At 41.5% G+C, this 20,148-nt stretch carries 17 protein-coding genes and 1 pseudogene; 4 read left to right on the forward strand and 14 right to left on the reverse strand.

The annotated features are described in order from the left end of the window. Nucleotides 1-53 precede the first annotated feature (53 nt). The 9 genes from CD039_RS10220 to CD039_RS10260 all read right to left on the reverse strand — a co-directional run bounded on the left by CD039_RS10220 (nucleotide 54) and on the right by CD039_RS10260 (nucleotide 7,941). Nucleotides 54-1,088 (reverse strand): glycosyltransferase family 2 protein, encoded by a 1,035-nt coding sequence (locus tag CD039_RS10220; RefSeq protein ID WP_103372228.1) that lies wholly within the window; start codon nucleotides 1,086-1,088, stop codon nucleotides 54-56. Beyond that, entirely contained in the window at nucleotides 1,085-2,542 is a 1,458-nt protein-coding gene (locus tag CD039_RS10225; protein ID WP_103372229.1) for a phytoene desaturase family protein, read from the reverse strand. Before CD039_RS10225 ends, CD039_RS10220 begins: the two co-directional genes overlap by 4 nt. A gap of 4 nt (nucleotides 2,543-2,546) precedes the next feature. Beyond that, nucleotides 2,547-3,383, reverse strand: a complete 837-nt coding sequence (locus CD039_RS10230) for a phytoene/squalene synthase family protein (protein WP_167386264.1) — start codon at nucleotides 3,381-3,383, stop codon at nucleotides 2,547-2,549. Next, complete coding sequence (locus tag CD039_RS10235; protein WP_103372231.1) at nucleotides 3,373-4,884, reverse strand: phytoene desaturase family protein; 1,512 nt, start codon at nucleotides 4,882-4,884, stop codon at nucleotides 3,373-3,375. Before CD039_RS10235 ends, CD039_RS10230 begins: the two co-directional genes overlap by 11 nt. A gap of 139 nt (nucleotides 4,885-5,023) precedes the next feature. Then, nucleotides 5,024-5,500 carry a glycosyl-4,4'-diaponeurosporenoate acyltransferase CrtO family protein gene (locus CD039_RS10240; protein WP_142384389.1) on the reverse strand — a complete coding sequence of 159 codons (477 nt, stop codon included), beginning with the start codon at nucleotides 5,498-5,500 and terminating at the stop codon, nucleotides 5,024-5,026. A gap of 254 nt (nucleotides 5,501-5,754) precedes the next feature. Further along, nucleotides 5,755-6,186, reverse strand: a complete 432-nt coding sequence (locus tag CD039_RS10245; RefSeq protein WP_103372233.1) for a hypothetical protein — start codon at nucleotides 6,184-6,186, stop codon at nucleotides 5,755-5,757. Between the two features lie 29 nt (nucleotides 6,187-6,215). Next, nucleotides 6,216-6,527, reverse strand: a complete 312-nt coding sequence (locus CD039_RS10250; protein ID WP_103372234.1) for a hypothetical protein — start codon at nucleotides 6,525-6,527, stop codon at nucleotides 6,216-6,218. Beyond that, nucleotides 6,520-6,921: a hypothetical protein gene (locus tag CD039_RS10255; RefSeq protein ID WP_142384390.1), complete on the reverse strand. Its 402-nt coding sequence runs from the start codon at nucleotides 6,919-6,921 to the stop codon at nucleotides 6,520-6,522. The genes CD039_RS10250 and CD039_RS10255 overlap by 8 nt, the downstream gene beginning before the upstream one ends. 81 nt (nucleotides 6,922-7,002) lie before the next feature. Beyond that, nucleotides 7,003-7,941 carry an alpha/beta hydrolase gene (locus CD039_RS10260; RefSeq protein WP_103372236.1) on the reverse strand — a complete coding sequence of 313 codons (939 nt, stop codon included), beginning with the start codon at nucleotides 7,939-7,941 and terminating at the stop codon, nucleotides 7,003-7,005. A gap of 261 nt (nucleotides 7,942-8,202) precedes the next feature. On the opposite strand from CD039_RS10260, the gene CD039_RS10265 reads away from it, so the two are divergent. Next, a complete protein-coding gene (locus tag CD039_RS10265) occupies nucleotides 8,203-8,994 on the forward strand; it encodes a glucose 1-dehydrogenase (RefSeq protein ID WP_103372237.1) in 792 nt (263 codons plus the stop codon). Nucleotides 8,995-9,183: 189 nt separating this feature from the next. Then, a complete protein-coding gene (locus CD039_RS10270) occupies nucleotides 9,184-10,752 on the forward strand; it encodes a BCCT family transporter (RefSeq protein ID WP_103372238.1) in 1,569 nt (522 codons plus the stop codon). Nucleotides 10,753-10,809: 57 nt separating this feature from the next. Here CD039_RS10270 and CD039_RS10275 read toward each other — a convergent pair whose 3' ends face one another. The 3 genes from CD039_RS10275 to CD039_RS10285 all read right to left on the reverse strand — a co-directional run bounded on the left by CD039_RS10275 (nucleotide 10,810) and on the right by CD039_RS10285 (nucleotide 15,435). Then, nucleotides 10,810-11,358, reverse strand: a complete 549-nt coding sequence (locus tag CD039_RS10275) for a TetR/AcrR family transcriptional regulator (protein WP_103372239.1) — start codon at nucleotides 11,356-11,358, stop codon at nucleotides 10,810-10,812. Nucleotides 11,359-11,751: 393 nt separating this feature from the next. After that, nucleotides 11,752-12,681: a glycine betaine ABC transporter substrate-binding protein gene (locus tag CD039_RS10280; protein WP_002471952.1), complete on the reverse strand. Its 930-nt coding sequence runs from the start codon at nucleotides 12,679-12,681 to the stop codon at nucleotides 11,752-11,754. 21 nt (nucleotides 12,682-12,702) lie between these two features. Further along, entirely contained in the window at nucleotides 12,703-15,435 is a 2,733-nt protein-coding gene (locus CD039_RS10285; RefSeq protein ID WP_103372240.1) for an MMPL family transporter, read from the reverse strand. A gap of 357 nt (nucleotides 15,436-15,792) precedes the next feature. Between CD039_RS10285 and CD039_RS10290 the strand changes: the two genes are divergently transcribed. Then, nucleotides 15,793-16,239 carry a MarR family winged helix-turn-helix transcriptional regulator gene (locus CD039_RS10290; protein WP_103372241.1) on the forward strand — a complete coding sequence of 149 codons (447 nt, stop codon included), beginning with the start codon at nucleotides 15,793-15,795 and terminating at the stop codon, nucleotides 16,237-16,239. Nucleotides 16,240-16,255: 16 nt separating this feature from the next. Further along, a complete protein-coding gene (locus CD039_RS10295) occupies nucleotides 16,256-16,735 on the forward strand; it encodes a glutathione peroxidase (RefSeq protein WP_103372242.1) in 480 nt (159 codons plus the stop codon). Between the two features lie 332 nt (nucleotides 16,736-17,067). On the opposite strand, the gene CD039_RS10300 is transcribed toward CD039_RS10295, so the two are convergent. Next, the gene (locus tag CD039_RS10300) at nucleotides 17,068-17,427 is read right to left on the reverse strand and encodes a type II TA system antitoxin MqsA family protein (protein WP_103372243.1); all 360 of its coding nucleotides are present in this window, start codon (nucleotides 17,425-17,427) and stop codon (nucleotides 17,068-17,070) included. Between the two features lie 877 nt (nucleotides 17,428-18,304). Further along, nucleotides 18,305-19,587, reverse strand: a pseudogene (ltrA, locus tag CD039_RS10305) (group II intron reverse transcriptase/maturase). Nucleotides 19,588-20,148 lie beyond the last annotated feature (561 nt).

Here is a 20,148-nt window from a genome sequence, read left to right on the forward strand (position 1 = left end):
AAAACCAGCCCGCAGCATTCCCAACACTACGATCTAGACTTTAATGAACCATTCTATAACTCAATATGTCGTCCTTTCCACTCTACTTGTTTACGTAGCTTTGTGCTGTACCAAGACAAACCGTAAACGTAGAAGAAAAACAGCACATGTAGTGGAAACGTAACTATAGAACTGAGACGTGTTGAAATGACACGTCGGCTTAAAACAAAGAAACTCAAACCATAACATAGGAGAGCTGATAACCGACGTGACGCCACCGCAATCATACTTCCACTTAGCCACAGCATAACTAACGTCATTACCCATGGATGCGTTTGACTTGAACCGACTGCGATGTGCTTACGAAATCCTCGCACCATTTCTGAGAGACTGTGATACATACGGAAGTGAACATAACCTTTTCCTAAACGCAAATCGATAGGTATCCCGGCTCGTGCATACGCTCGATACAACGCCTCACCTTCCATCACTGCATCTTTCGCCACACGATGACCTCCGATACGCCAATAATCTTCTCGATGGGTCAACATGACTGGACCAAATAAACAAGACGTCTGCATATGAGACAAGAGACTAAATATATTCATACCGACTACCGTAACAATATTAAAAACAGAAGCGAGTCTCTCCAAGGCACCACCTGTTTCATGATAAGGTTGCACACTCAATACGCCCTGACTTTGACCATTTCCCAGGAAATCTTTCAATGCGTAGGGATGAGTAAAAAAGGTATCCGCATCCATAAATAATAAGCGTTCATGATGTGCTATTTGAGCCCCGACATAGCAAGCGTAACTTTTACCTGACCAAGTATGAGGCTCAACATCGACAACATCTGTACCATATTCTTGCGCAATCGCTCGTGTGTTATCCGTCGACTGGTCATCAGCTACAATGACTTCTACCTCTACTTGTTGCTGACGACGAATCGACTTCAACAACCGAGGAAGACGATGTGCTTCGTTTCGTGCAGGAATGATAATCGACACCTGACGTCTGACACCTGAATGCGTAGACTGAATATAGCGCGCTCGACCCAGCAATATGAGTGGTAAACTGCAAAATATCAGAAAGAGTACTCGCTTCATTCGGGAATCATCTCACCGACTTGCTGACCGCTGAGCACGACCATCGGCATACCTCCACCAGGGTTAACAGTGCCACCTACAAAGTATAGATTATCGACCACTTCAGACCGCTTAGGGTGCTTAAACCCTCGATTCAATCGACGATCTGACAGCGTACCATAGATGGAACCCCCATCAGAATAATAGAGTGCGTGTAAGTCATCTGGCGTCAACGTATACTCTGAGACAATGTGCGACCGTAAACCTTCAAGTCCCATCGCCTCTAACTTGTCTAAGACACGTTCACGGAAACGTTGGTAACTCGCCTCAGTAAAGGATACTCCTGCAGGAATGTGAGGCAGGATCTTCAAGTTGTCAGAACCCTCAGGTGCTTGCGTCGCATCTGTCGTAGTCGTATGGACGAGGTAAATCGTCGGATCCGTCGGTAACATCTTGTCATGAAAGACTTGCTTGTAATTGCGCTTTGAATCTTTAGAGAAGAAGAAATTATGATGCGCAAGTTGCGAATATTGCTTATCCAAACCGAGATGCATGACGTAGCCAGAGCTAGCCGGTGGGAATTTGCGTTCCCATTTCTTAAGTTGTTTCGGCGTATAATCAAGGATATGACGGTAAAATGGTAGTACCTCCATATTCGAAATGAACACATCGGCACTCACAGTCTGACCATTGACTACGAGACTTTCAATACGCTCTTTCTCTGTCGTGGCATGGGTAATTTCAGCATTCAGTTCTATCTGCACACCAATATCGCGCGCAAGTTGTTCCATTCCTTGTGCCAGTTTATGCAAACCACCTTGGACATACCAAACGCCTTGTTCATGTTGCATATGTGCCATCATATTCAATACTGCTGGCGCATCGTAGGCGCTGGAGCCGACGTATTTAATAAAATATCCCAACATATCTCGTAAATGTGCATTACTAATGTAGTGATTAATCGCTTGTTGCATCGTCCGAAAGACATCGAATTGTAGCGCTTTGAACGGTCCATAATAACGTATCACTTGGCGTAAGTTATCGAGACCATGTCGGAAATATCCTTGTTCCGTTAAACGATCTAATCGGCCGGCGTAGTTAAGAAATTGGCGATACTCAGATATATCACGCTCTGATAATTGCGACGCCGTTTGCATACGTTCGAGATCTTGGTACAAATCAATCTTTGCACCATCAGGAAAGAAGGCACGCCATTGTAAGGGGATTTCAGTAACGTCCACATAATCACGCATCTCTCTATCACTGCGCTTAAATAGCCGTTCCATCACTTTAGGCATCGTCAAGAGTGAAGGCCCTAAATCAAAACCGAAACCGTCCTGTTCACGACGATTAAGCTTGCCTCCGAGATGATCATTTTTCTCATATAACGTGACATCAAAGCCGCGTTGACGCAACGTAATCGCCGCAGACATTCCGCCTAATCCGCCACCGATAACTACTACTTTGCTAGGCATGATCTCAACCTCCTACATTATGTTTCTCTTTACGATATAACGCTTGCTTACGACTGCGAGGTACGACATGTCGTTGAGAAAGTGAATCGTAATGATGTTCGCGAATCACATTGAGAATTTCTCCATACACGGTCGCCGATAAGCATACCGGCAGTCTCGCTTCCCTCTTATAATGTGACAACTCATCACGAAATTGCTTGTAACGTGTTTCCGCTTCAGCCGCCAGTCCTTCAAAGAGTTGCTTAAAGCCATTTGTCACTTGTCCTTGTGCAATTTGCGTTTCCGTCACACCATAGTGTGCCATCATTTGACGTGGCAAATAGATACGCTGCAAATCACGATAGTCTTCCCCCACATCGCGCAATATATTCGTCAACTGCATCGCGACACCCAGACGACGCGCCTGAGCATAACGTTGCGCATCAACTTCATGGCTCAATATCGGCAGTAACATCCCACCAACCGACGCAGCGACTTTCTCACAATACGTCACTAGCATTTCAAACGTCTCAGGTTGCTTGAACATCAAATCCATTCGTTGCCCTTCTATCTGCTCATCGTAAAAGTCAGTGTTGATCTCATAACGTTCGTGTACCCACGCAAGCGCTCTCCATACAGGATGATCAACTACCTTTCCTCGTTTAAAATGATCAAGTTCGCTTTGAATTTGATCAATCGATCCTTGTTCTTCATCTACCGCATCATCACACATACGACAAAACGCATAAATCGCATACACGGCTAAACGGTCTTGTTTCGGCAATTGGGAGAAGGCGTAATAGAACGATTTCGAATGTTGTTTGATCACACGTTCACAGTAAGCCAAATCTCTATTTTTCATAATGACCTCCTCGTGCATCTTTTAAAATCTCCTCTACAGCAATCTTCGCCGATAATAAGACGATCGGGACACCAGCGCCAGGATGTGTACTGCTTCCCGTGAAGTAAAGTCCGCGCACGTTAGCCGACTTACTTTGAGGGCGTAAATGATTACTTTGCGCCAATGTCGGCATTAAACCAAATGTAGCACCGTAATAGGCATTGAAGTCTTGTTCGAAATCTTTAGGCGTTGTTACACGCTCTGACTGAATATATTGCGCAAAGTGTTCAAACTCTGGGAGCTCTGACATTTTATCCAATACTTTCTGACGATAATAGTCCGTCATTGCTTCCGTCCACTGATACTTCATTACTTGCGTATTCGACACTGGCATCAGCACATAAATACCGTCTTTCCCTTCAGGTGCAAGTGACGGATCTAATTGCGATGCGATATAAAAATATAGAGATGGATCAGTAATGACGTCGCCCTCGAATATTTGATGAATATTGCGATCTAAATTCTCAGAGAAGACGAAGTTGTGAACAGTCGATAGCGCATTAAATTTCTGATTCATACCAAAATAGAACACCAGGCAAGAACAAGAGTAGTCCATGCGATCTATCTTCTTGTCTGGATAGTTCGCTTTGTGTTGGGATTCCTCTAATAAATATTTCATCGCATATGGGAAGTCTGCATTACACAAGACAATATCTGACGCCAATCTGCCTTCTGGGGTTTGGACACCTTGAACTGTGCCCTCTGACAAGCAAATGTCTGTAACTGGTGTTTCGAGTTGAATATCGCCGCCCATCTCTTTAAACCGGCGTGCCATACTTTCAGCCATCGTACGCATGCCCCCTTGAATAAACCACACGCCATAAACAAATTCGATGAGAGGAATAATCGTATAGAGTGATGGTCCTTTATGTGGAGAAATACCAATATAAAGCGTTTGAAAGCTGATCATCTGACGCATACGTTGATCTGAAATATATTTTTGAAGCAACTTCTCTGCACTATTTAACGTTTTTAACTTCATGCCTTGATACAAAGTGGTAAAGTTGTAGAAATCTCTTTTACGATTAAAGGACCGTTGAAGAAAGTAATCCTTCGCTGTCAGAAAGCGTGAGTATAAATCACTGAGATACCGCAGAAAGCCTGCTGCATCCGCTTCGCTCACAGATTCAAACATCTCGCGCATCTTAACCAAATCATTCGAGACTTCGAAACGCGTTTGACCATGATCGAAGTAGCTACTATACATAGGATCTAAACGTCGCATCGGGATATAGTCGTCAGCATCTACGCCTGTGAGTTCAAAGATTTCACGATAAAGCTCAGGCATCATAACTATGGTGGGCCCTAAATCAAAGGTATAGCCATCAAAGTCCACGCGATTCATCTTTCCACCGACGCGAGATTGCTTCTCCACAATCGTGACTTGATAACCTTTGTTCTGCAGTCTTATCGCACTAGCTAATCCTGCTACACCAGCGCCAATGACAATTACACGAGTCACATTATCATCCTTTCATTGCGAGATAGTCTTGTTAAAGCGTTGTTGCCGTATGTTGAACGCGATTCACTTCAGTTACTTACGAGAGGTAAAATGACTAAGAAATATCGTAGCCTCCCACTTCACTCTATAACGATTTCAGTTATGACGTCTTAGAGTGACGTTGGTTCATCTTCTTAAGCACACGTTCAAGTCGTATGCGATTATAACGTTGTACTAAAATAAATGGCAGATTGCTCATCACAGCGTAAACAACATGAATGGCGCGATAACGAGGCGGATTCCACAAGAAGAAGAGCGGAAAAGGCGCCATTGAAAGCCAATGTGTCAGTTCCGCACGATTGACTTCGAGAAGAAAGCGTTCGACTAAATCCTCAGTATGTTCGTTAAAGTGAGATTTATCATAACTTAAGAAGAGAAATTGAGAACTTTCGGGTAATTGATCTTTCCATCGGCGAATATGTAGATAACGCTTTAGCACATCCTCTTCATTTCTAAAGTTGCGAAAGTAAGGATGTATGCGTCGAAGTTGCTGGGTCGGGATGAGTGCTACCCCTATCGATACAATCATATGTACGAGAAACCATCCTACTATATTTCTCAGCACTAATCGTTTCATCTTCCTCAACTCTCTTTAGCACAATTTAGTTCCTTTTGAGTGAAAAGGGACGAGCGATTAACTACTTGGCATCAAATAATTAATCATCTCATCCCACTAACGTATTTGAATTAGTAACAATCATTGAGTTCTCTTATTCCACTTAGATATAGTAATACCCTGTTTTGTTGAAAAATATCAGTTTACCAACAATCTTTTTAAAATTCTCGTAGTCCTCAATCATTTTACTATTATCATCTGACATTTAAATCGTCTTAATCAAAGCGTCTACTGTGCTTTACTACGCCTGCCATCAAGCCTAGAAAGATGAAATGACCTATGACCCACAATACATGTTCACCGAATTGATACTGAAATATCGCACGTTGAGATAACCCTATCATCAATGGGTAAAGGACAATGAAAAATACAGCTAAGATGCCGAGCCAAAGTTGAAAGTTCCAACCTCGACGGCGATCGACCCATAAGCTCGCGGCCAAGATCACAAACGTAATGCATAAATGACAGCACAACTCCACAACAAACGGTGTATGAGCGGGATCCATTAAGAAATCTAAATTTAAGAGCAATCCCGCAAGATGCATGTGGAATAGATGATCCACAATTACAAATATGACGTATAACATCAGGGTCAAAGCAATGCCCCAAAGTACGTAATATAGATAGAATCGCTTGTCGCGTGGCACAACTGTAACCTCCTCCATCGCTCCTAGAATCAGTTAATGTGTTTAATAATCTCAGTTGCCATCACTAAACAGAATAACGTAATGCAATACAATAGCAGAATACTTTGAGAATGGTACTTCGTCTCTCGGATGAACGAATTAATAACCGCCACGACCGCTCCAATTACGACGAAGATCGCTGCTTTCAAGCACCAGGCTTTTAACAGAAAGATCATGAGTGGCATAAAGAATAACGCGATTAAATTAGCGAACAACAGGAGAAGCACCGTAACAGTGTAGATGACGAAGAGAATGCCGACGATGCCCATCCCTCTTCGCATAATATATTGAAGTCTAGTCATGGTGCGCACCCTCTTTCTTGAGCTGATCTAAAGCGTCGGTCACAGATTTGGCGTGCATCGTTTCGACAATTTCATCTACCGTCGCTAGTCGACTGTGACGCTGCCACTTATGAAGTGCAGGACTACTTTGGACGGACTTGCCATCGAATGGCGTATCCTGCGTCAGATGGACGTCTAAATAATGTTTCCAACTATGATTGACGCGAACTTTCACTGTTAATGACGGGGTAGTCTGACGATCTCGAAGTTTCCCTAATTTCATATCTAGGTCGTCAACATGTTGATAATTGTAACGCGTGTATAACTCAATGCGCTCATGTTGTTCTTCCACATAGCTCGTCCATTCGTGATTCTTATGATGGTCGGTCAAATGAACTTTGACTAATTGTGTCACGAGCGCAATCGCTAAGGCAATAGTTGTGATTCTCAGTATGTTAATCTTGTCCCTCTCCTTGTCTTCGATGATATCTTACTTCTATGCTTGGATGAAATCGTTGAGTTCTCGATAAACGGCGTCTAACTCCTCTAGTGGATAGAGGAAGAACGCGTGAATGAGTTTCGGCATGACTTTCGTCGTTACCTCTACGCCTTGATCAGCCAATTTGTGGCCGAATGTCACCCCTTCATCACAGAGCGGATCGAGTTCGGCAGCGTAGATGAGTGTTTTTGGAAGATCTGATAAATCCTCTGCTAATACAGGTGACACGTACGGGTGATGAACATCTTGCGTATCCTCCACATACATTTCGTAACAACTTTGCATTGAGGCGCGTGAAATTTGCGGACCATCTTTAAAGCGATTCATGCTTGGATAGTTCTCTTCATCGCGGTTCGTCAACACACGACCATCTAGTGCTGGGTATAAGAGAACGACTTTATCAAATTGAAAGTCCGCTTGCTCATCTTTAAGCTTCATCGCAACTGCAGTGACGAGGTTGGCACCTGCACTTTCGCCTACACCCATAAGATGTTCTGGATTAACATCATAATCTTGCGCATGTTTAGCAATCCACAGTGCTGCTTGATAACAATCTTCCAGCCCACGTGGAAATTTGTGTTCAGGCGCTAAACGATAGGTCACAGAGAAAACTTTGCAACCCAGTCGTTCCGCAAGTTCTCGTGCTGGCAGCTCGATTGTATCGAGTGAACCACCGCGCCATCCTCCACCATGATAGAGAATGACTGCGCGTGTCGTCTTCAAAGTCGTTGGCGTATAAATCCGCATATGTATATCTTGTTGCCCAGTCGGATTGATCGTCCGCGCCTCAACATGTGCGACTTCCGGCAGAAATTGATGTACATAGTCGAAGATGCGCTCACTTTCTTCCTTTGTGAAACCGTGGTCAAGGATGTCCAACCCTATCGCCTTTTTCATCTGCGTACGATACGCAGCCAAACCGTTACTTAACTCCATTTATCTTTCACCTTGATTTCGAATCTGAATTTTCTAAACCTTTAACGTTTATTATACCCCATCCGTTCCCCCCGCTATATTGGAATAGGCTTTGAGTAAAATTTTCCCGAGGTAAGTTATAATCACTAAGCAACTTGGGAATACTGTAATAGAACAGGTAATAAAGATGTTGTTAAAATGACTTCTACAAATTTTAAAAACGTGAGCGACGTGGCTCGCATTTTACCTATAATAGCGTAGTTCAGTGAAGGAGGAAAAGTAATGTTTACAGATATTGAAGATAAAGTGGTTGTCATCACAGGCGCAGGGAGTGGACTGGGCGCCGACATGGCACAGGCCTTCGGTAAGTCCAAAGCGAAAGTCGTGTTGAACGTGCGAAGCTCCAACCATGATGAGGTGGTTAAAAAATCGATTCAAACCATTAAAGATGCAGGCGGAGAAGCTATCCAAGTCCAAGGTAATGTAACGAAAGAAGAGGACATGGCCCATCTCGTCGAAGAAACAGTGAAGCAGTTTGGCACGCTCGATATCTTCATCAATAACGCAGGCTACGAGCAACCTATCCCAACGCACGAAATGTCACTCAAAGATTGGCAGAAAGTGACAGACATCAATTTGACTGGCGCGTTCTTAGGTTCTCAAGCCGCGATCAAACAGTTCTTGAGCGAGGATAAGAAAGGGGTCATCATTAATATCTCTTCTGTTCACGACACGATTCCATGGCCGAACTATGTCAGCTATGCCGCTAGTAAAGGTGGCGTGAAACTGATGATGGAAACGATGTCGATGGAATATGCGCAACATGGCATTCGAATTAATAATATTTCACCAGGTGCGATTATGACTGAGCGTACGAGTGAGAAATTCGAGGATCCAGAGACACGTGAAGAGACGTTGAAGATGATTCCAGCGCGTGAAATTGGTGAACCCCATCATATTTCTAACACTGCGCTCTTCTTAGCTTCTGATTTAGCAAGCTATATTCATGGTACGACGATTTATGTAGATGGCGGTATGACGAACTATCCTGCCTTTATGGGTGGAAAAGGATAGAATTTAATGAGTATAATTATTGTTTTTTGACTTTTACACAGAGGGCAGACTTCCTGCTCTCTATTTTTTTAATATTTCGCGACCTTATCAATTAAAATTTCTAGTAGTTGCTCAACGCAAAAGATTGAACTCAATTCCTAGTATGTTATCGTAAGCATATCTGACTTTACATATTGGGAGGGTTTCATTTTGCAAGCGCAACGTCGCAAGTTATCAAATGTATTTATATATGCGGGAAGTGTCGTTGGTATTCTTGTCATTCTTGGCGCGATCTTTCCTGATCAATTCGGCCGTATTTCAAGTGCCATTGCTACGTGGATTTCTCATACTTTCGGTTGGTACTATATGCTACTTTATACTGTGATCTTAGGTTTCTTTGCCTTTCTCATCTTTAGTCCTATCGGAAAGTTGAAGCTAGGTAAGCCTGATGATAAACCAGATTTCAATCGCATTTCTTGGATCACGATGCTCTTCAGTGCAGGTATGGGTATCGGCCTCGTCTTTTACGGTGCGTCGGAACCGATTTCAGACTACTTGTCACCTGCGACTGCCGATCCTGAGACGAAGAAAGCGATGGCGGATGCGTTCAAGTATTCGTTCCTCGACTACGGTTTCCATCCTTGGGCTATCTACGGCATCGTGGCATTAGCTCTGGCTTATGCTCAGTTTAGAAAAGGCGAAAAAGGCTTGATATCACGCACATTACGTCCTATTTTAGGCAACAAAGTCGAAGGTTGGATTGGAGATGTCGTGGATGCACTTTCTGTCTTCGCGACAATCATCGGTGTTGCCGTATCACTTGGCGTAGGTGCTATGCAAATCAATGGTGGTTTAAACTATCTCTTTGGCATACCGAATAATAAACTCATTCAAGGTATCATCATCGCTATTGTAACTGTACTATTTTTATACAGTGCCTGGAGTGGCCTTAGCAAAGGTATTCAATATTTAAGTAACTTGAACATGTTCTTTGCGGCGCTACTACTCGTCGTGATCTTCATCGTTGGTCCGACAGTGCTCATCTTAAACACACTCACAAATGGTGTGGGACATTATCTCAATTCGTTCTTCGAAATTAGCTTAGACAGCGCGCCATTAAACCATCAGAAATCGAAATGGCTACAGTTGTGGACACTGAACTACTGGGGTTGGTGGATGAGCTGGAGTCCGTTCGTCGGTCTCTTTATCGCACGTATTTCTAAAGGCCGCAGTATTCGTGAATTCGCTATTGCTGTGCTAGGTGCCCCGTTCGTCGTGAGTGTCATTTGGTTCAGCGCATTCGGTACGACAGGCATTCACGTCGGTCAAGCGCACAAGAAGATCTTTGATATGCCACCTGAGACGCAACTTTTCGGTATCTTCAGTCACTTGCCGATGAGTTTCATCTTATCTATGGTCGCATTGCTCTTGATTTCGTCATTCTTCATCACATCAGCTGACTCGGCGACTTACGTGCTCGGTTCGCAAACGTCATTTGGTACGTTATATCCATCCGGCTTTGTGAAAATTGTTTGGGGTATCGGTTTGGCTGCTATCGCTTACGTCTTACTCTTAGCAGGTGGAGACACAGGACTCGATGCCTTACAATCCGCCGCAATCATTTCAGCCTTACCATTCAGTATCGTCGTGATAATGATGATGATTGCTTTCTACAAAGACGCCAATGCCGAACGTAAATTCTTAGGACTATCTTTACAACCTAACGAAAAACAACATCAATTCTACGTGAAAGAACAAGAAAAACATATGAATCAATAAACTGAAAAGCCTATGCTGATACGCGTTCAAACGTATGTCAGCATAGGCTTTGTTTCCTTATAATGTATGCAAGATTTCGTTAAGAAATTTAAATAACGTCTTCGTATCCTCTTCATATTTATTCTCAGTCCAGTTACGCAAGATTTCAATCAAGCCACTGCTGATAAAGTCACAGAACATTTCAGGTTGGCTCGACTCACGAATCTTTTGCGCTAATACGTCATCATCTGTGCGTGCTTCTTCTCTCAATATCTTACTATGAATACGTTTCAGCTCGTTTAATACTTCTACGGAACGCTCTGATGAGAGCACATGTTTAAAGATCGCTTTATTCTCTTCAAAGTAGCCGGCAAAGGAATTCAAGCTCGTTTCATCATTATGTCTGAGCTTCCTTTTCTCAAATTCTTGACCTATAAACTGCGCGAGATGATACAACAAATCATATTTATCTTCAAAGTAGCGATAGAATGTGCTGCGGTTAATCTCCGCTTCTGCGCATATTTGTTGAACCGTTAACATGTCGAAATAGTGCGTGTTCAAGAGCTCATACGTCACCTGAATAATATGTTGAACCGTGCGTTTCTGTACAGGGGATTGTGCGTTCACCGTCCTGCCTCCTCATGCAATCAATCTTCAGTGTTTCCTGTAAACGTAATTTATCACATGCAAACATTATTTACCAAGCCACAACCTTTATCTACTCACATTCGTAAAATGTGTCTTATTTATCCCCCACATTCTCAATCCTAAAATACCGCCCTCTTCCAACACTAAAAATCGCCCCTATCTTAATGGTCAATCGCTACACAAACCATTCAAATAGGGACGATATAAGGAGTTACATATTTTTATAGTTACTTATTGTATATTGGGAGAATTTGAATTACATCTGAATTCGTTATATTCTTCTAATCTTTATGAATTTGGGATGAGTAAAGGAAGCGACTTATGAGTACTCAGAACGCCCTTTATTTTGCCCCAGAGATTTATAACGGCGAATTAGTCACCGATATCTTTCTTCCAATCATCGACTTTATTGTCGTGATCGTCTACATAATCCTTAGCCACTTGTTGTGGATTCTTGTTCTCTTTAAAGATTTTCTTCGCTAAGTCTTCTTCATCTTTCTGACTCCAGTCATCAGCAATGCGTGTCGCAATCGTGTACGCACCTGGATGATTCTGTTTGAAGTCTTTATTGAAGACGAGATCGATGTGTTGATCGTTAGAACCATAAATCTTCTCTGGATCTTTCAACATCTTGAAGTCGAGTTCTTTGTTAATCCAGCTTGGATCCATCGCTGTGAAGACGAGAGGTTGTTGTTTCTTGTAAGCTTCTTGGATCTTCTTGAATTGTTCTTGGTCTGAAGACTTGTGCAATTTATATTTACTTAAGTCATTGTCACCGATCTCGTCTTTCGTTTGTTTCATGACACCGTTACGTTTGTCTGTACCTTGAATTGTCCAGTCTACTTTGTCACCAAAGCTTTTCGCTTTCAAGTCACGAGTAGAGTCAACGTCTTTCATGTACTTAGGCACTGCGAGACCGACTTTCACGTCATCGTTTAAGTGCTTTTTATCATAAACAGTTAAGTTGTCTTTAAACTTGTTGTAATAACGTTTGTCTGTAGATGGGAAAATGCCTGATGCATGGAATTGGTCTTTGTCCTGAGAAACAGACGCGTACATTGGACCACTCGCTGGCATTGGTGTCGTCTTCACGTTATAGCCTGCCTTCTTCAACACTTCAGCAATGACAAGTGAGCGTGGTGACGAATTGTCAGACGCGATATAAGGGATTTCAACATCTTTGTCCCCTAATGACGTCGCTTTGTCATCTGAAGCACCGCCATTACCACACGCACTTAGCACGAGGGCTAAGGCGAGTGTGGCGATGAGGCCGAACGTCTTAAATAAACGTCGCTTGATCATCATTCGTTCCTCCTTGTGAAATTAATCTAAGTCTCCGTATCCATTCGTACGATCATTTTTATACTTATCATAAATATCTTTATGGTTCACACGTGCATAGAGCATCAATGCGTTAAAGACAATGTCTTGATCTGAAGACTCTTGCGCAAGCGCTTCGTAAAGCTCAGTTGTCTTCTCAATCTTGCGTTTCTGTTCTGCGTCAGATGGCTCTTGTTGCTCTTTATACTGACTGTAACGGCTATCTTCAGTATAAGCACGTTCATAGTCAATATCTTCGCTCGCATGTGCACCTGTGAAGTAACTGTTATACGCATTGTAGAAATGACTGTCTCCTGAATAGCCTGCACCTTCTGGACGACCTGATTCGTAAGTTGTGTATGCAGGTTTGTGACTATCTGCATGTTGACGGTCTGGATCTACGTGATCTGAAGGTAAATCAGAACCAGCCGCTTCAGAACGGTCATGTGTTGCTGCTGGTGCCATGCTTTGTTGCGCATCTTTGTCTTTATTTGTTGTTTCTGAATCACCTTCTTCTAAGGCCTTACCTTCCACGTCAATCTTAGGCAAGATCGCATCTAACCATTTCGGTAAGTACCATGATGCTTTGCCGAAGAGTTTCGTCAATGCTGGAATAATCATCATACGAACGATAAAGGCATCAAAGAGTACACCGAATGCGAGTGCGAGACCTACAGATTTGATCGCTGTATCATCTTGGAAGACGAATGAGATAAACACACTGAACATGATAAGTGCAGCTGCTACAATGACTGGGCCACTTTGTTTGATACCTACGAGAATCGCACGGTCGTTGTCACCTGTCTTACTGTATTCCTCGTGTACACGTGTCATCAAGAACAGTTCGTAGTCGATGGCGAGACCGAAGAGAATACCGATGACGATAACTGGTAAGAACGCCAGTATCGGTCCTGTCGCATCCACGCCAAAGAGTCCACCTAAGAATCCGTCTTGCATAACGAGTGTTGTAAAGCCGAGTGTCGCTGCGAGAGAAAGTACGAAACCAAGCACGGCTTTCAACGGTACGACGATTGAACGGAAGACAAAGAGTAAGAGAACGAATGCAATCGCTACGATAACACCTGCGAATACAGGAATTGCATTATTGAGTTTTTCTGACATATCAATGTTAATTACACTTTGTCCTGAAATTTCTGTGTTGAAGTCATATTTTTCTTTCGCTTGACTATGGTAGTCACGTAATTCGTAAGTTAAATCTTGTGTTGATTTCGCATTAGGTCCTTCGTCTGGAACGATAGAAATTAATGCGTAGTGATTATTTTCATTGAGATGTGCCTTTTCAACTTTATCCACGTGATCTAAATCTTTAATGTCGTCGCGGATATTATCTAAATCATTCTCAATATCTTTCTTACTACCGCCATCTTTCGTATTCACGAGCATGACGATTTGACCATTGTAACCTTCACCAAAGTTATCAGAAATCATGTTGTAAGCTTTATGCTCTGGTGAGTTCTGCGGTTTCAAGCTGTCATCTGGCATACCTAAACGCATATGCGTTACCGGAATGAGCGCAATGATTAAGATGACTAAACCGATGATCGCTGCAATGAGCGGTTTACCAGTAATGAATCTACCCCAACCATTGCCTTGTGCTTTCTTCGCTTCTTCATCTTGTGGTTGTTGCGCTGCTTGATGTTGTACACCCTGTGCATCTTCTGTCGTAGAAGTTGTAGCTTGAGATTGTTGTTTCTCTTTCTTGCTTCTCAACTTGATATGTTTGCGGAAAATGCTGATGAGCGCTGGTAGTAATGTCAGCGCTGCAAGTACCGCAAAAAGCACACTAATTGCTGAAGCAAAGCCCATCACAGCTAAGAAGTCGATGCCGACAAGTGAGAGACCACAAACGGCAACCATAACCGTGATACCTGCGAAGATAACCGCACTACCTGCAGTACCTACCGCAAGGCCAATCGCTTCGATCGGATCTTTACCTTTCTTCGCAATTTCCTTATATCTAAATAGGATGAATAAGGAGTAGTCGATGCCCACCGCGAGTCCAATCATGACCGCAAGCGTTAATGTAAAGTTTGGAATATCGAATGCATACGTTAAGAGTCCGATAATACCGACACTTGTACCGAGACCGATTAATGCACTAACAATCGGCATACCTGCTGCGATGATAGAACCAAATGTGATGAGTAAGATGATGAAGGCAGCGATGATACCTACAATTTCAGAAGTACCGCCGACTTCAGTCTTCATAGACATTTGATTTGTCTGTTCAATCTTAAGGTTATGATCATCTTTCACATCATCAAGTTCTTTATTGATGATCTTCTTAGATTGATCTTGCATGTTCGTTTGAGAAACGACATAGTTAACATCTGCAATCGCAGTATCTTTCTCTTTGTTTACCTGTCCACTATCATATGGATCAGAAATATTCTGCACATAATCATCATCTTGTTTGATGTTATCTAGTGCTTTCTGAATATCTTTCTTCGTATCTTTATCTGTAATGCCATTGTCTTTATCCGAGTGGAAGACAATCCGCATCTTCGCTTTCTGACTATCCTGATGGAATTCTTTACTGATCTTGTCATTTGTATCGATGGATTTCAGACCATTCATCGTGATGTCATCGTCGAACTTCGGCGCGTTAACGACGAGCGTGCCGATGATGATGGCTAACACAATGATCCATGCAAAGAGCGCTGACCACTTGTGCTTCGCGATGAACGAGCCCATTCTATACAGTAACTTTGCCAAGACACTACCTCCTAAGACTTATTCTAAATTTGGAATTACTCCAACTTTTCCCTTTTCACGTAATTTTAAAAGTAATATTACGCCATATTTTGGAACACGTTTTACAGTTTACTCGCCTCATTTTTCATTGAACACCATTAGTTTGTTTATTGTGTTTAAAAATGCAACAGATAAGTAAAATTGTTGGTATTTTCTTGTTTAACTCGCGTAGTTATCGCTTTCTCCTTTGCTTTAAAAATACGACATAGCCCTCTCATTCTCCCCTACCCTTTTATAAAAAGAGAACATAATTCTTGATTAATCGCGCACGATTGGTTACAGTTAAATTAATCTCACACGATTGAAAGGAGTGGATACATGGACTTATCAGATATGAAACTTGCCAATCAACTCTGTTTCTCAGCATACAACGTCAACCGTTTATTCGGTCAATTCTACGAACAGCAACTTAAACAATTTGGACTGACATTCTCACAATATTTAGTGCTATTGACGCTGTGGGAGGAAAGTCCTCAAACATTGAATGCGATTGGGCAACAACTCGATTTATCCAGCAATACGCTAACTCCCCTGTTAAAAAGGCTAGAACAAGCAGGCTGGGTCGAACGGCACAAATCAGCACAAGACAAACGTCAACTCGTCGTCTCACTCACCGAGAAAGGCACACGCGAACAACAGGCGGTGTTTGAAGCCATCTCAGAATGCGTATCCTCAGAATTAGATCTCGAAAGTTACCAACAAGCGAAACAGACATTAGAACAGTTGGAAGTGCATTTGAAACAGCTCTTACAAGATAAAGAATAGGAAAGGATGAGGTACAATGACACAATCTATTTATGATATTGAAGTGAAGAAGAACACAGGTGAAACATACAAGTTAGATGAGTATAAAGGCAAAGTTATGGTCATCGTTAACACGGCGACGAAATGCGGATTGAAAGGCCAGTTTGAAGATTTAGAAGAGATCTATCAACAATACAAAGATCAAGGCTTAGTGATACTTGGCTTCCCTTGCAACCAGTTCGCGAATCAAGAGCCTGAGACAGACGATACCGTTGCACAAACTTGTAAAATCAACTTTGGCGTAACCTTCCCACTCCATGCGAAGATTGACGTAAACGGTAAAAACGAACACCCTCTCTTTACACACTTAAAAGAACAACAAAACGGACTATTCAATAGTAAGATTAAATGGAACTTCACTAAATTCCTCATCGATCGTGAAGGCAACGTAGTGAAGCGTTATGCACCAAAAGATAAACCAGAAAAAATGATTCCTGAAATCGAAAAATTGATTTAACAACGTAGGCAGAATTTGCATTTTCTACTTTGTATACAATTATAAAATACTTAAAAAGCGCAGTTTCTCTCTTTCCATGAGAGTACTGCGCTCTTTCATATTCTCATTAAAGAGAATTCTGTAGTGATTAATTCGACAAGTAGATTTTAATATTAAGTTAGCCACCATAAAAAAGCATACAAAAACGCCATGTGAATTTCATGTTATTATTGAAGTCTTGACACTAACAATAAAGGAATGAATTCACATGACGCAGACTCATTGTTACACGAAATCACGCAAAGGAACACATCTTACGCAAGATAGGAGTGTAGAAGTGATTAGAAAGAGATTTATCTATGTACTTTCTTTTTAGCATTCTCATCTAAATCAATATATAAATTATTATTTACTTTAGTGGGGATTGCACCTTTCTCATATCTAATTATACTCTCTTTACTAATCCCAGTTAATTCGGCAAATTCTTCTGGCGATAATCCATATTTATTTCTAATTTCTTTTATCTTTTCTTTACTTAATATGTTATTTTGTTTCCTATATAAGTCGAAAGCTTTATTTATAGCTCTATCATCTAGTTCCTCGTTAAAAACTTTTTCATTTGTTTCAATATCAAAGCAAAAATCTGATTCAACTTCAATCTCTTGGTCTCTAATTTTAAATACCTCAGTGCCTTTTTTAATATAAGTTTTCATATTAGCCTCCTCTTAGGATTAAGCGTACGGTCTAGTAAACGAATTAGTAGATGGTTTGAAAGATAGACCTTTTCATTAGTTAACCTTACCTCTTACAACTCGTATTATTTGAAACCAGCTTACCACTACTCTATTGCTAAAATAAAATTATTTATCCCCTTAATATAGGTAATCTTCAACTTATGATAGACACCAATGTATATTAAATAATACAGAATTTAATTGTGAAAGCTTTCTCGTGAAATTATCTATAATAAGAAACACTCTAATCCCTCGAAACACTCCAATTAAACCTAATCCAACCTACACAGAGGATGTTGTGGTTGTATGGAGAAAAATTAGAAGAAATAACCTAAGAACACCACAATACGCAGTATTATTTGTTAGAACGAAAATTTAGAAACTCTATCCTTATACCAACACACCCTATCCCTAGAAACACCTTATTAAACCAAACACAAACAAAAGAGAGAGGATGTGGTGATTGAGATGAATTACAATTAGTAGAAACCTGTTCAAAACATATGCAATACAAGTTAAGGAGGATGGCGCGACTCCTGCAGGAATAGCATGCGTCTTGAGACTACAGGCTCAAGCCATGCCTGCGGAAAGCGTCGCCACCCCCAATCCGCAACATTGCAAATTATATAGAAACACTATAATCCATACCACACACTACAGAAGAGGGATTTGTTGTGGTGTATTAATACTTAGAACCAATTCTAAGAAATAAATGACACTCTGCAACACAAGTAAAAGGTGGGAGTAGGCGAGACTCTTGAGGGATTAAGGGCACAGCGAATCGAGTAGGAGAAAAGCCATTAATTGGCTTTTCGTCCTCTCACACCACCGTACGTACGGATCCGTATACGGCGGTTCAATATCTTGCGTAAGCGAACTCTGCGAGTTGGATTAGTGGTACTAATCCCCATTCGTAGAGTTTCTTTGTTGGAAGCGCATAATGAACTTCATGCGTTTTTGATAATCGCCAGTACTTTTTACGTGAATATGCTATTCGCATCGCATAATCATGACTCAACTTATATTGTCGTAATTTCATATATTTTGTACTTGGCTTTTTCCAACGTTTAAGTATCAGTTGTCTAATGCGATGGTTTAACCATTGTTGAGTTTCTTTGACAAAACCTTTAATGAAACCTTTCCCAAAGTAGTTTATCCACCCACGTGTAACTTGGTTAATTTCTTTTTTAATTTCAAGAAAGGAACCTGTTCTGTTTCTACGTGTTATCCACTTTAACTTGCGTTTAAAACTTTTCTTCGCTTCGTCTGTGGGTCTGAAACGATAAACACCATTGACTTGGGTCATTAGACAACTCAAGAACTTTAAACGTGATGTGGCACCAACTCGACTCTTATCTTTATTCACAATAAGTTTCAGTTCTTTCTCAATAAATTGTGTTATACTCGACATAACTCGTTCTCCCGCACGTTTCGAGCGTACAAAGATGACGAAGTCATCGGCATAACGAACAAATTTATGATTTCTCTTTTCGAGTTCTTTATCCAGTTCATGTAGATAGATATTACAGAGTAAGGGGGATATTACGCCACCTTGAGGTGCACCTATCTTTCTTTCTGCGACTTCGCCAGATAGGTCAATGGCACCAACTTGTAAACTTCTACGGATAAATTTTGAGATGGCTTTATCTTGAACATGTCGTTCAAATAAATACATGAGTTTGTCATGATTCAACATGTCGAAACATTGTTTCAAGTCACAATCAACCGCATATTTGTAACCTGATTCGTAGAACTTTGCACATTGTTTTAATGCTGTATTCGTACCTCTTTGAGGTCGAAAACCATGAGAGAACTCCGAAAAAGTTTCATTGATATCTCGTTCAATAACTTGTTTGATTGCTTGTTGAATCACTCTATCGCGTGCTACGGGTATACCTAAAATACGTTGTTTTCCATTCGACTTTGGAATAGAAACTTTACGAACTGCTTGAGGTTTATATGTACCTGCAAGTAGTTTTCTTTTTATAGCTTTACCGTATTGGGCGAAGTGTCCTCTGAGAGAACTCACTTTCATACCATCTCAGGTGCTCCTTTATTTTTCTGTACTTTCTTGATTGCAGTTTCTATGTTGTTTGGTCTTACAACAAGCTCCATCACCGATGGAGACTCACGATACATTTCTTTCATTTCGCCTAAGATTTACTGTACACACCTATGTACCCTTTTTTCGTTCCACTACTTATTTCTCCATAGGATGCCAAGTTGCCTTGTATTCTGTACGTCGTAAATCTATAACCTCCAATCTATACTTTGTATGAATATTGTTCGGTCCTTCGGTACATTTTCCCTACTATGACCTCGGCTGACTTCTCATCATTCGTTGTTACTACGATGAAAGTTCATCGCTGATGAGACCTCCCCGGGTAAGGTGTAACCACTTTCCACTCATTTCACTACTTCATTTACTGCATAAAACTCGGGTAGTATTGGACTTTGTTTTGATTTGCAAACTCATCCATTTTATACAGCCTTAATATGAAGTTCCTATTCGTTAGTGCAAGTGTTTGCGTCCGACTTCCTTCAGATTCCACCTCACGATGGACACCCTTGTCTTTCGCTAACAGTTCCTACTACCAAGCCTGTAACGGACTTTCACCGTCAAGTTGTTACCCATGCCGGGCGCACAAATCCAGTAATAACGCGCAACAAGCGTTATTACTTAGTTGAGCGTGACCCCCT

This window comes from Staphylococcus argensis (assembly GCF_002902305.1).
Lineage (GTDB): Bacteria > Bacillota > Bacilli > Staphylococcales > Staphylococcaceae > Staphylococcus > Staphylococcus argensis.